This window comes from Paenibacillus sp. Negev47 (assembly GCF_058313655.1).
In genome coordinates this window covers 2713416-2726787 of record NZ_CM177754.1, presented here as the reverse complement: position 1 = coordinate 2726787, position 13372 = coordinate 2713416, and the positions used below count along the sequence as shown (strand labels likewise).

At 45.4% G+C, this 13372-nt stretch carries 13 protein-coding genes and 1 riboswitch; of the genes, 7 read left to right on the top strand and 6 right to left on the bottom strand.

Going from position 1 to position 13372, the window contains the following annotated elements; translation table 11 throughout:
- Positions 1-207 precede the first annotated feature (207 nt).
- The 5 genes from AC4G47_RS12565 to AC4G47_RS12545 form a co-directional block, all read right to left on the bottom strand.
- The gene (locus AC4G47_RS12565; RefSeq protein WP_491106202.1) at positions 208-1422 is read right to left on the bottom strand and encodes a chromate transporter; all 1215 of its coding nucleotides are present in this window, start codon (positions 1420-1422) and stop codon (positions 208-210) included.
- 38 nt (positions 1423-1460) lie between these two features.
- Positions 1461-2384, bottom strand: coding sequence for a tyrosine-type recombinase/integrase (locus AC4G47_RS12560; protein ID WP_491106201.1), 924 nt, complete (start codon positions 2382-2384; stop codon positions 1461-1463).
- 100 nt (positions 2385-2484) lie between these two features.
- Complete coding sequence (locus AC4G47_RS12555) at positions 2485-3564, bottom strand: hypothetical protein (protein ID WP_491106200.1); 1080 nt, start codon at positions 3562-3564, stop codon at positions 2485-2487.
- 531 nt (positions 3565-4095) lie between these two features.
- On the bottom strand, positions 4096-5472 hold the full coding sequence (locus AC4G47_RS12550) for an amidohydrolase family protein (protein ID WP_491106199.1): 1377 nt from the start codon (positions 5470-5472) through the stop codon (positions 4096-4098).
- 111 nt (positions 5473-5583) lie between these two features.
- Complete coding sequence (locus AC4G47_RS12545) at positions 5584-6135, bottom strand: CGNR zinc finger domain-containing protein (protein WP_491106198.1); 552 nt, start codon at positions 6133-6135, stop codon at positions 5584-5586.
- A gap of 138 nt (positions 6136-6273) precedes the next feature.
- On the opposite strand from AC4G47_RS12545, the gene AC4G47_RS12540 reads away from it, so the two are divergent.
- The 7 genes from AC4G47_RS12540 (at position 6274) to AC4G47_RS12510 (ending at position 12185) form a co-directional block, all read left to right on the top strand.
- Positions 6274-6774, top strand: coding sequence for a DinB family protein (locus AC4G47_RS12540; RefSeq protein ID WP_458122840.1), 501 nt, complete (start codon positions 6274-6276; stop codon positions 6772-6774).
- Between the two features lie 83 nt (positions 6775-6857).
- Positions 6858-7011, top strand: a riboswitch (FMN riboswitch).
- Between the two features lie 144 nt (positions 7012-7155).
- Positions 7156-8136 (top strand): DMT family transporter, encoded by a 981-nt coding sequence (locus tag AC4G47_RS12535; RefSeq protein ID WP_491106197.1) that lies wholly within the window; start codon positions 7156-7158, stop codon positions 8134-8136.
- A gap of 191 nt (positions 8137-8327) precedes the next feature.
- Entirely contained in the window at positions 8328-9824 is a 1497-nt protein-coding gene (locus AC4G47_RS12530) for an amidase (RefSeq protein WP_491106196.1), read from the top strand.
- A gap of 211 nt (positions 9825-10035) precedes the next feature.
- Positions 10036-10548, top strand: a complete 513-nt coding sequence (locus AC4G47_RS12525) for a DUF3231 family protein (RefSeq protein ID WP_458122843.1) — start codon at positions 10036-10038, stop codon at positions 10546-10548.
- Between the two features lie 176 nt (positions 10549-10724).
- Positions 10725-11564: a manganese catalase gene (locus AC4G47_RS12520; protein WP_491106195.1), complete on the top strand. Its 840-nt coding sequence runs from the start codon at positions 10725-10727 to the stop codon at positions 11562-11564.
- 101 nt (positions 11565-11665) lie between these two features.
- Positions 11666-11860, top strand: coding sequence for a spore coat protein (locus AC4G47_RS12515; protein WP_491106194.1), 195 nt, complete (start codon positions 11666-11668; stop codon positions 11858-11860).
- Between the two features lie 13 nt (positions 11861-11873).
- On the top strand, positions 11874-12185 hold the full coding sequence (locus AC4G47_RS12510; RefSeq protein WP_491106193.1) for a spore coat protein: 312 nt from the start codon (positions 11874-11876) through the stop codon (positions 12183-12185).
- Positions 12186-12261: 76 nt separating this feature from the next.
- Here AC4G47_RS12510 and AC4G47_RS12505 read toward each other — a convergent pair whose 3' ends face one another.
- Complete coding sequence (locus AC4G47_RS12505) at positions 12262-13368, bottom strand: GerAB/ArcD/ProY family transporter (RefSeq protein ID WP_491106192.1); 1107 nt, start codon at positions 13366-13368, stop codon at positions 12262-12264.
- Between the last annotated feature and the right edge of the window lie 4 nt (positions 13369-13372).

The following is a 13372-nucleotide window of genomic DNA, read 5'->3' as shown; positions in this document are numbered from 1 at the left end:
TGTTTACTATGTTAGTTTACATAATAAATATTACGTAATATTATTTTTGAAACATTATTTTTAATTTCCGTTATTTCTGTTTTTCACCTTATCATTTAATAAATAACTGGAATTGTATGAATATCACAAAATAGTTCACAAGAAAAAGAGAGGATGGAATCCTTGGATTCTACCCTCTCTTTCCTTATTCGAGACCTCTCGGCCACCCTAAATGGACTCTATTAGCATACCTCCGACAATCCCTGCAATAACAATGACCCAGGGTGGACATTTCCAGAAGGTAAGCATGATAAACAATATGCTTAGCAACGAGAAATCAGCTGGTGTGATGATGGCTGTCGTCCACAGTGGTTGATACAGCGCAGCCAGCAAAATGCCTACTACTGCTGCATTGACCCCAGTCAGAGCCCCTCGAATATGCGGATTTTTACGCAGAGCACTCCAGAAAGGCAGCGTTCCGATGATGAGCAAAAAGGCGGGCAAAAAAATCGCTATAGTCGCAACGATTGCACCTGTAATCCCCATTGTTATGGCACCCAGATAGGAAGCAAATGTAAAAAGTGGACCTGGCACAGCTTGAGTTGCTCCATAACCAGCCAGAAAATCATCTTTGCTTAGCAACCCTCTGGGTACCAATTCCTGTTCCAATAGAGGTAGAACGACATGCCCTCCACCAAATACCAGTGAACCCGATCGATACATATAATCGAATAAGGATAACCACTCGATCCCCGTAACTTGACGCAATACCGGGAGTGCCATAAAGAGACCGAAAAAAGTGATCAAACACAGCACGGCTACGGTTCGACTTATCGGAACTACAAGATCAGGAACATGTGGAGGGGGTGATTTTCGATAGAGCCACCACCCAACTAATCCTGCTAACAGAATGAGTACAACCTGACTGTATATGGCTGTCCATAGTAAAGCAACAGCAGCTGTTATTACAGCAATTGTAACTCTCACTTTATCTGGTGTGAGTTTCTGTCCCATTCCAAGGATCGCATGAGCAACAATAGCTACGGCTACAATTTTCAATCCGCTAAGCCATCCGGCGTTGCCGATATCATATCCTTGTAATAGGAAGGCGAATATCACCAAAGCAATCACGGATGGAAGCGTAAATCCGATCCAGGCGATAAGCCCTCCAGTAATACCAGCACGAATGATACCAATGCCCATGCCAACCTGGCTACTCGCCGGTCCAGGGAGGAACTGACACAGCCCCACAAGATCCGCATAGCTTCGCTCATCCATCCACTTTCTTTTGCGTATATACTCATTGTGAAAGTAACCCAAGTGTGCAGTAGGTCCCCCAAAGGACGTTAAGCCGAGCTTCGTTGATACCAAGAACACCTCCCATAGGGAGTGTATTCTGGAACGTGGGGTATCTGGCACCAAACTCTGCTTCTCTTCTTCCATACTGATGCATCTCTCCTAATCATGAAGTAGTTGTGTCATCACCTTACGCTCGGAAGTTTAACGTCGAGCAAAGCCATAGCTTCTTCTTTCTCCCTACTGGTGACGTGAGTGTACACGGTTGTCGTTTGAATCGACGCGTGACCAAGCAGCTCCTGCACCGTACGCAAGTCGGCTCCACGCCGTAACATCATGGTCGCGAAGGAGTGACGCAACTTATGACTTGAATAGTTCTGGCGTTGATTAGCTGGTGATTCCTGCTGGAAGCGATCAAAGGTCTCGGTCGATATGAGCTGTATGCTGCGAATCGACAGTCTCTTCCCTTTTTGCGAGACAAATAATGCTTCCTCTTTTGGCCGCCAAGGTTCCAATCGCTCAGCCATAGCTTGTGATAACACGTCTGCCACGGTTTCCGGTACAGGAAGCGAACGCCACTTACGGCCTTTACCGAAGACATCTAGTGTACGCCGCTCCGCATTATAGTCTTTGCAATTCAAGGCATGCACTTCTCCCACCCGTAATCCCATATACCCCATTAGGAGGAAAACAGCCAGATTGCGTGTCCGATACTTGCCATCTACCGACTCCAGAAAACGCGTCAGACCACTTTCATCAAGGAAAACCGGTGCACGGTTTTTCTCGGTTTTGGATTTCTTAATCCCAAAAGCCGGATTATTCGTTAATACTTCAAGTTCAATGAGGGACTTGTAAAAACAGTTCACCGCCGCATGTTTGCGATTTCTCGTGGCATCACTAACCCCACGCTCCCGGGCACGGGACAGAAAAGACAACACATGCAGCTTTTTGACCTGCTCCAGTGACTTGCCTTGAATGGAGACCAGGAATTCCACCACGTCACCCGTGTATGATTTTACCGTATGTCCTGTATATCCGGCGTCCTTCATCCATATGTGAAAAGCTTCGAGCTCGTCCGCATATTGCTCCTGGATCTCCTCGGTTATCATCTGTTCTACGTCACCTCGATTCAGTTCTTTATAAGTTGACTATAATTATTTACACTGACACTACGATGACAGAACAACCTTACTAAGCTGAACGGAGACCTTATTCCTCATCCACAATGACAACGTCAATCAGCGGAATAATCGCCTCGGGCTTGCCCTGACTGCGGGTAAGTACAAACGATGGCAATGGATTCTCGTGCAGTCCATTTACGGATTCACAGATCTGAGTATACAAATCCATATGCAACGTCTCGCCTTCACCCATCACATCAATAACAGGCCAGTCGTTCTGAACACAGGCAGGCCAATAAGCCAGTTCGTTCGCCGGTACGATACTTAATTGCTGAATGGATGGATCAATACGGTAGACCCCTTTTCGTTCAGGCTCATCGCCTAGCTTGTCCACAGCAATTATTCGAGCGGATGGTTGGTCTGGTGCAGAATAGAGTGAATAACACCAGGGAGTCACGCCCCAGGCAATCGCCATTAGACCTTCTTCCAGCAACGTATCCGACAGTTCCCCTTCAGCAAATTTTTCGATCAGATTATGGTTACCTGGTCCAATCAGTTCCTCCACACGCTTTGCGAGCCGAGGCAGGTCAGCGAGAATAAACCCTCCTCTGCCATAGGAGTCAAATACATGATGATTCCTGGTCCATACAGGTTGAGATGTCAAAGCTAACGACGCTGCTTCTGCCGGGAAAAGTGATATATATACGGTGATAACCTGCGCATACTTAACCATTGCAAGTTGTTCAGGTTCGAGCGCACCCTCAGCAACACGAGGTGTTTTCATATGCAGGGAGATTCGAAGTTCGTATTCCCCTTCGGCCAATGCTGACCAACCAAGATTCACAGCCTGTTCAATGCCTTCAATAGAAGTGATGGAAATCGTGCTGTCCGTTTTCAGGTTAACAGCATATTGTACGTATGCCAGCTCCTGACCATAGATGATATTGGCATCTTGACGATCGACGGGTGATTCCAACGGTTGCGCAATGACAGATACTTTACGTCCATCCTTCATGAGACGCTGCGGATCAATATCCAACTGTAGGTCATCTGCACCTCCTGGTTGTGAAACAACGATTTGCGCCTCTGCAAGTACGGATGAGTCAGCTAGTGCAAATCCAAAAGCTGCATTTTGATGATCTGAATTCGTATGTAATGGTGTGTTCATGATACATCTCCCTCTTATGTCTGATGGCATGTCACACCCCCAAATATATTTCATATTTGGCTTGTCCGCAACCCCGAACTGTAATCAAGTTAGACACACCCCTATTACTTACCCATATATGAACTACATTCCAACCTTTTCCTTCTATATCGTCTTGATATGTTATGGATGTAGTAGTGAAGAAATGTTCGATTTGTTCTTTTTCCGCGAATATTATCATGATCTGTTGCACGTGGATGAATATGAAAATGGATTTAAAACAAAACTGCGTATAATTTATATTATGCGTAGTTTTTATGAGTCTTAATTTCTAAGAATTCGCTTTTTAATTCTCTGTTAGATGAAGTATAGAAAAAGAGAGCTCTTTTCGTCATTTTCAGCTGTCCCTTCCTACCTTATCCTGTCTAATTGGACGATACACAGACACGTTAAAGAGCCACATAACGTTATGCGGCCCTTCATTTCGTAATATAGATAGTCGTGTATATGAAAATATGAACTGACCTTATTTCAGGTTTTTATGAGAACGATTCACGAAAAAGTAATTCTCTCCGCGTCTGACATCCGGTATTGGGATAACAAGTATTCTTTGCTCTGCATCGCCGCATGGCGGATTGCGTCCAGATCAACATGCAAGAGCTTGCCCTCTCGCTTCACGAGTCTGCCTGCTACAAACACGGTATCGACATTGGATGGATTGGCAAATTGAACGACAGCTCCGATCGGATCATGGACGGGGAACAGATTCAGATCGGTGGTACGAATCATGATCAGATCCGCTTCCTTTCCTGGGGTCAGCGTTCCAACCTTCTGCTCTAGTCCCAATGCTTGAGCACCAGCTGAAGTTGCAAATCTCAGTACTTGACTGGACTGCAAGTTCAACTCACCAGGCATCTCACCCTGCTGCAGAAGTTGTTCATTGGCTCTGGATCGTTCAGCCTGAAGTGCAAACTTCATCTGGGAAAACATATCTCCGCCTGTGGACGTCACTACATCTACACCAAGTGTAGGGGTTCCTCCATGTTCGAGAAAATAGCCGGTTGCCGGATATCCATGACCCATCATCATTTCAACCTCAGGTGTGACCGACAAAGAAGCGCCGCTATCGGCCAACATTTTATATTCGTCCACGCCCATGGTGTTACCATGAACGATATTCACTCGTGGACTTAACAGCCCCGCTTCATACAAGTGACTAATGGAACGATCCACCGATCCCCAACTGCCAAATCCGGCATGCATGGAACAGATTGCATCCAGTTCTTGAGCCAGCTCGATCTCTTTCACTGTTGTATCCCAATGACTGAACTCTGGACCACGAATCGCAAGTCCATAGGTAAGCAATTGATCCCGTGATGAAAAATACCGTTCTTTGACTCTTCGCACATCATTCGAATACGTGAGTTGGCTATCCCTATTCCAGTAGTTCGTCTCACCAGGTACTCCATGAGCAAATACCGCCCGAATCCCAGCATCCCGAAGTCCACGAATCAGTTCATCCGTGTGCTCGGGAGAATACGGCATGCTCCAATCCAACACTGTCGTCACTCCTGCATTAAGCGCTTCCAAGGAACCGAGCAGGTTGGCAATATAACTATCTTCTGGACGGAGCTTGCTTCCCATCGCACCATAATAGAGATTTTGCAAATAGACTGGCAAGGACCAGTTGGTTCCCGCTGTTTTGACAAGTGATTCCCACACATGCCGATGCGTGTCCACCAGCCCAGGCATAATAATCATGGATGAAGCATCCATGACCTCCGCATCCGGAATATCAAGGTCGGGTTGGACCGCCGTGATCAGTGAATCCTGGATCAGGACGTCCGCCCTTTTATACTGTCCAATTCGAGCATCCATCGACAACACACAGCCATTTTTCAACAGATAACTTGTCCGCACAAGACACATCTCCCATCATATTTGGTTTGAAAGACGATCATATCCTGCTTACGAATCCGTCCGGCTTATGACTATTGTTTCGCTAGTATATATACATGATATAGTTATTGTTAATATTTTTCAATTTTGGGTTTTTCGTTTCGCTCGAAATCTTCTGACCTTCATCAAGTTCCCGCACATCTTATCATCACAATACTTCTGTGTTCTGCTTCGGGTATCATCATAAAACATCCAGCGGCAATCCGAATTATCACAGATACGAATTCTGCCCGCTCCTCCCTCCACCAAAGTCATTGCAAAGTCAGCAGCTACCTCAGCCATAACCTGATGCCAATGAACTTCTGCCGGAACAAGTTGAATTTGCAATTCCTGATTCATTGAGGTCAATCTTCTTCTTATAGTTCCTGCTTCCATAACAGAGTTCAACCATTGTTTCTCCCCATCTGTTAATGATACTCCAGTAGAGACACGGGCTCCCAGGGTCAGCAATTCATCCCTGAAATTTCTGATCTCCAATTCATCTTCAGAGGATGCGGGTACAGGAGCTTGCAGCTTCCATCGATCCAGAAAGTCTCGTTGCCAGTCTGCCTTCCCGAGCCTGTCCTCCGATCGATCTCCCCCACGCCAATCGTGATAATCACTGTTTACAAAATCGGTCCATAGTCTGTTCATATGTGCCTCCGTTTCATGTAACCTTCTTAGATCAATAAAGATAGTTACATTCATTTCTTGATGTGTTATATTAAGTGTAACCTCAATAAGTAATTTTAGCTAGTTACACCACAATAGCACTCAAGGAGGAATAAATGAATGACGAAAACTACAGCATTAGATGTGTTACTTATTCAAAAGGATGACACTTGGGATCAATGCAATTGGATTGTGCCTTTGTCAAAATCCCTGGAAGGTCTTACAGCAGAACAAGCAGCCTGGGTTCCGCCTTCAGGAGGATTAAGCATCTGGCAGTTGGTTAACCATATGTATTATTACAACCATCGCTTATTATGTCGCATGCAAGGTAAAGAACCCACCCTTCCCGCTGTAGACTCCAATGAATACACGTTTGGGAATTCTGGAGATGCAACGGACGCAGATGGATGGAATACACTGCAACAGGGTACAACTCGGTTAGCTCAACAGTTGCGAGATCAATTGGCGGCGCTACAGGAGTCAGATCTGGAAGCAGCTTATATGGATTCTGAAGAGAAATGGGCACACGAACTAGCTCGCTGGGTACTCCATGATGCGTATCACGCAGGTCAGATCGTGCTTCTTCGCAGACAGCAAGGAAACTGGAATATCATTTTCTGAAAAAATGCTTGAACTGCTAGCGCTTACAGGAATAAGATGAACTTATTAATGTTACAGCTTGTTCAACACACTATATAATTGAATAGGATCTTCGGGGTAGGGTGCAATTCCCAACCGGCGGTGATGTTCTTCGGAACCAGCCCGCGACTCGCTATTTGTTCTTAACGAAGGACATATAGCGACTGACTTGGTGTGAATCCAAGGCCGACGGTACAGTCCGGATGAGAGAAGATCAACACATTGACATGCCGTTCACGGGAAGGCCTCTTTCCTGACGCATGTCCTTGGATGAGCCCCCGTTTATTTGGTATATACCAAAACGGGGGCTTTTGTCGATTTTGCCAACTGAAGATTCCGTGTTCTGACGAAGGAGTCCTGAATATGGAAAAGACATCAGCAGCATCAACGGTTTACCGCAAGGAACGAAGTAATACCGGATTCTGGCTTGTTGTTCTCGGCGCCGCCCTCTGGGGTGTGGATCCACTCTTCCGCATTATTTTGCTTAATACAATGACATCCACGCAGATTGTACTGGTGGAGCATATCATCGTCAGTCTTATAGCCATTCCCGTGCTATGGAAATTCCGGGCTGATCTGAAGAACTTGCGCGCTCGCCACTGGATTGCCGTGATCTTTATCTCATGGGGTGGTTCAGCACTCGCAACGGTATTGTTCACCATGGCACTTACACATAACGATCCCAACACGGTACTGTTATTGCAAAAAATGCAGCCACTCTTCGCTATCGTTCTGGCTAAGCTGTTATTGAAAGAGACATTGCCTCGTCGCTTCGGCGGACTGTTCTTCATTGCACTTGTCGGAACATATTTGCTTACATTCGGCTTCACAATGCCACTAGGTAACTGGGACAACTGGATTCATGCAGGTAGCCTGTTATCCCTTGGGGCTGCTGCCTTATGGGGAGGTTCAACCGTTATGGGCCGATTGATGCTGGGACAGGCGCGTTACGAGACCGTTACTTCCCTTCGCTTCGTCGTTGCTCTCCCGCTCCTGATCTTTATGACGTGGAACGAAGGTGCGGTATGGACGTTTCCGTCCGGAACGAGTGAACAGACTGCTGTCATCCTCAACATTCTTGGTCAGGCATTGTTACCAGGATTGCTCAGTCTTTTGTTATATTACAAAGGTCTGTCGTCGACCAAAGCTTCTGTCGCAACTCTCGCGGAACTGAGCTTCCCGATGGCAGGTGTGTTGGTGAACTGGATTGCTTTCCGTACGCTGATTACATGGGAGCAGCTGCTTGGGTTTATTTTGATCTGGGTTGCCCTCTTCGCCATTTCCAAACAGCAGGAACGATCGTCAACTGCGTCCGATGCGGCACCGAAGCTTCGTACAGAGTAAGTGGATGTTTTATCTAAGGTTTATCAAAGGATCGAATTTTAAACATGAAAGCACTGCACATCGAATTCGATGTGCAGTGCTTTTTTTCTCCTCATTACTCGGTACTCGATCATTTTTGTCTTTTATCTATTCCAGTGGTACGATGACATATGGAACAACAGATGAACTATATTCAGAGAGGAACGATCATAATGTCTTCATTCTCATATACCTCCTACGATGCCGTAGGGTTGGCTGAACTGATCCGATCCCGGGAAGTATCTCCGGTTGAATTGCTGGAAGCGGCATTTGCACGCCTTGAAGAAGTAAATCCGCAGCTTAATGCGGTTATTCGTACATATGAAGCTCGTGCGCGGCAAGAAGCGGGCTTGGTTCGCCCTGGAGAACAACCTTTTGCCGGTGTTCCCCTGCTTTTGAAAGATATTTCCCAATCCTTGGAAGATGAATTTCTGACCTCTGGCTCACGCCTGTTCAGCGAGCATCGTGCATTGCGCAGTTCCAATTTTGTCTCTCGACTGCGTGATGCAGGCTTTATCATCATAGGACATACCAATACGCCAGAATTTGGTTTGAAAAATATTACCGAGCCCCGTCTTCATGGTCCAACTCGCAATCCATGGAATATCAATCACTCTCCAGGTGGTTCAAGTGGCGGCGCTGCCGCAGCAGTAGCTTCAGGGATTGTCCCACTTGCCGGAGCCAGTGATGGAGGCGGTTCGATTCGTATTCCCGCTTCCTTCAGCGGCTTGTTTGGTTTGAAACCAACGCGCGGAAGGACACCTGTGGGGCCTGGAGTTGGTCGTCAATGGCAAGGCGCATCCATTGATTTTGCCCTATCCCGCTCGGTTCGGGACAGTGCCGCCCTGCTCGATACTTTGCAAGTCATTCAGCCTGAAGCTGCGTTTCATGCACCACTATTCCCAGGCAGTTACTTGGCAGATATGAGCTATCCTCATCAACGCAAACTGAAAATTGCGTACACAACAGATTCACCTGTAGGTACACCCGTCAGCACAGAAGCCAAAGAAGCAGTATATAAACTCGTTCGCTGGTTGGAAGATCAAGGTCATCATGTTGAAGAAAAGCTGAGTCCAGTTAATGGGGTCCGGTTAATGGAGAACTATTATATGATGAACAGTGGCGAGATGGCTGCAATGATCTCTTCCATGGAACGTTCCATGGGACGAATTCTGACCTCAGATGATATGGAGATTGAATCCTGGGTTCTGGCTGAAGCCGGCAAAAAAGTGTCCGCTGCGGAATTTGTGCATAGTCTGGCAGAATGGGATGTAGCTGCAGCGCAGATGTCCACCTTGTTTGAGCGCTATGACTTCTATGTCACACCTGTTAATGCATTTGCTGCGCCCAAGATCGGAGAATTGACACCTCATGATGAACAGATCCGTAACCTGATGCGGATCAGCGAACTGGACAAGACCCAGCAGCAGCAGCTCATCTATGAGATGTTTGAGCCAAGTCTTACGTATACTCCGTTCACCCAGCTCGCGAATTTGACAGGCCAGCCTGCGATAAGTGTACCTCTGCATATGACACCTGAAGGCTTGCCAATGGGCGTTCAGGTGATGGCAACCAAGGGACGCGAAGATTGGTTGTTACATCTGGCTGGACGACTTGAAAAGTCAGAATTATGGATCGGGATGAATGGTAACCCACTTTTTCCAGTCTAAAAATACATGTTGCACTCCCACCAGCAGACCTGTTCTGCTGGTTTTCTTTTTTGAATAACAAGATAAAATAGTTTAAACCATCTTTAGTTTACATAATAAAAATGATGTTAATAACTATGGCATCCTCCGCTCCCTGTTCAGTGCATAATTTTATAGAATACAGGCGATCATAAGTTGGTGATACATTAACCTACTGGAGGGAAATCAAATCATGGGTATTCTAAGTGGCAACCCCAAGAACGAGCCGATGCACTATGGTGAAATCTTCAGTGTATGGCAATGCTCCACAATGGCCAAAGGCACTGTGTCTTGCTATCAAGCTTATATGAGTCATGCAGGAGATAAAGATTTGAAGAAAATCTTGGAAGACCTGCTGGACCAGGCCAAACTCGAAATTAAAGAATGCGATACACTATTGACTGAAAATGGTATTGCCCCTGCACCTACCCTACCGGAAAGACCACATGTAGAGTTGGAGGATATCCCGGCCGGCGCAAGATTCACAGATCCCGAAATTGCTGCAAAAGTGGCTGCTGATACATCCATGGGTCTGGTTGCTGCGAGCCAAACAATTGGTCAATCCATCCGAGAAGATATTGGTGCTCTGTTCGCCAAATATCATGTAACCAAAATGGCTTTAGGCGTCAGAATTCTTCAAATGAACAAAGAAAAAGGATGGCTCATTCCCCCACCTCTTCAAGTCAAAAGACCGGATTCAGAGTAGATATTATCTGGCGATAGCTAAGAATATGTCGCAGTGAACTTATGAGACAAAACAGGAGAAGCTCCCTATCTCCTTTTTGTCTTTTTTGTTATTTTACTGTTTAATTTCCAATGATCAGGTTAATAAAATTTTGAATTCATTCAGAAATTTAAAACATCTTTATTGGAGGGAATCACATGTTTCGACATCAGAAAGAGTTGCAATTTGAAGTCAAAGTAGAACGTCCCGATCCCATGCTTGCACGTCAGGTTCAAGAAGTGTTGGGAGGACAATTTGGCGAAATGACAGTCATGATGCAGTACCTTTTTCAGGGATTCAATTGTCGAGGTGAAGAGAAATATAAAGATATGCTCATGGATATTGGCACTGAAGAAATTGGACATGTCGAGATGCTCTGCTCATTGATCAGCCAGTTGCTGGATGGTGCTTCTCCTGAGGCACAACAACAAGCCGCTGAGGATCCTGTGACAGCTGCAATTATGGGCGGTATCAATCCGCAACATCTACTCGTCAGCGGTCTTGGTGGCTTACCAACCAACTCAAACGGTGTTCCGTGGAATGGTTCTTATATCGTGGCAAGTGGTAACTTGCTTGCAGACATGCGTTCTAATCTGCATGCCGAGAGTCAGGGTCGCCTTCAGGTAGCAAGACTGTACCATATGACAACAGATGAAGGCGTACGGGCTACTTTCCGTAAAATGTTGGCACGTGACCGTTATCACCAGTATCAATGGATGGCAGCTATTCAGGAACTGGAGGAAAAGAACGGAGTCGTTGTTCCAGCTTCTTTCCCTCCTGAAGCCGAGCAAGAATCTCAGCCGCAGGCCTATGAATTCTGGAATCTCTCCGAGGGAACTGAATCCGCCGAAGGTTTATGGGCTACAGGAAGTGCACCTGATGGAACCGGAGACTATGTATATATCTCCAATCCTGTTCCAAAGGGACAGATACATGAGCCCGTCATCCCTGCCACAGAACTTCACCATGACCTGGATATAAAATCAACAGATAAATAAAACATTAATTTCTAATTTTTAAAATATTTTAAACAAATTCCGTTTATATGTTTTATATCAGGGTACTAACATAAAGAATAATCAATTCTTGGAGGTGCTTAATGATGGCAACTAAGGAACTTGCATTACATGAGAAACTCGAAGTACATGAACTGCTAACCCTCAAAACTTCGTGTGCCACCAAAGCTGTAACGATGCTGGAACTGATAAAAGACGACAAACTGAAATCCTTAATTGAAGAAGATTTGGAAAACTATTCCAAATCCATTGCAGAATTAAAATCCCTATTAAAATAAGGAGGTTGCTCTTATGACTACGACCAAAACGAAAGAGATGCTCGTTAAAGCCATTGCTCCCATGGATGATATGGCCATTGCTACCGATATGCTTCTCTCTGCCAAGTCAGCCGTACGTACCTATGCGATAGCTCTTACCGAAACTGCAACCCCCCGAGTTCGGAAAGTCCTTAAGGCTCAATTGGATACTGCAATCGAAACCCACCAAAAGATCGCAGACTATATGATCAAGAATGAGATGTATCATCCCTATAGTATCGAAGAGCAAGTTGAACACGATTTGGAGAAATCAGACACGGCATTAAAATTGTTGGATGATAACTAATGGTTAAACCCTAAAAAGACTCAGTTTACGACTGAGTCTTTTTTAATTCCAGAGCGTATGGCATTCGTAATTTCTGCTAGTTTTTTTCGCTTTTCTGCATCCCTTTCTTTCTCAGAAGGATGACAACCAAAAGTAGTGTGGGTAAAAAGATCTGAAATACAGGAGAAGTATATTTCAACGTGAATCCTCGCCCTATCTCAATATGTTCTGTAAATGTCGGTGATAAAAAAGACAACCCATATAGAACAACCCCTACTGGAAACACCCATTTCCTATAGCTCGCTCCCGTTACTCTTTCGAGTCCAATCACGGCTCCATGGAAAAATGCAGCCATTTTAATCCCCAATCCGAGGAACAGTAGTAAAGTGAACAAGGCATCCATCCGTTCAAACACTTCAGTCAAACCGATCAATTGTACTGTCTCCAAAAGCGGGAGCGTACTATAGATAGCAATCTGAGGACCCAAGACAAAAATGATAAGTTGATTAATAAATGTTAAAGCGAGAGCCGTTAGAGTATAGGTGATAATCACCACTCTATTAAGATTCCTGCCTTTGCGGGCATAGGGATAAAAGACCAGGAACAAGACAACCTGCCCGAATGGAAAGGATACGATCTCCGGAAAAGCAGCTTGGAAAATCGGCTTCCAGCCATTCTCCAACACGGGCAAGACTAGTTCTGGGTGAAAAAGACCTGTAGTGGGAATTAAGAAACTGATTAATGCATAGCCCAGCGCCATGAGCGGAAACAGAATCATACACATGAGAAACAGTACACGATATCCATATCGTACAGTGTTGGATACGACGACAATGGTGATCATGCTTATAATCCACATGGACGTTCTGTTCAGTAAGGTCAATTCAGTGACTTCACTGATGTCACGTAAATTTCGTGAAGCTTCATAAGCAAAATAACCTACAAATGAAAGGCTTACGATTGTCCCTAGTACTTTTCCCATATAGCGGCGACACAGAAGAAACAAATCCAATTCAGGTTCCTGATGATGAATAGCCAGATGAAGGAGTAGTAACACCAAGCCACCAGCAGCCCCGGCGAGCATGGCTAACCATGCATCCTGTTTGGCATCTCCACCTATCAGAAACAAGGTTGTACTGCCAACTTCAAATAAGGAAAGACAAACAGCCAATTCGGATACGCGAAGCTCCCTAGCTAATTTCATGATT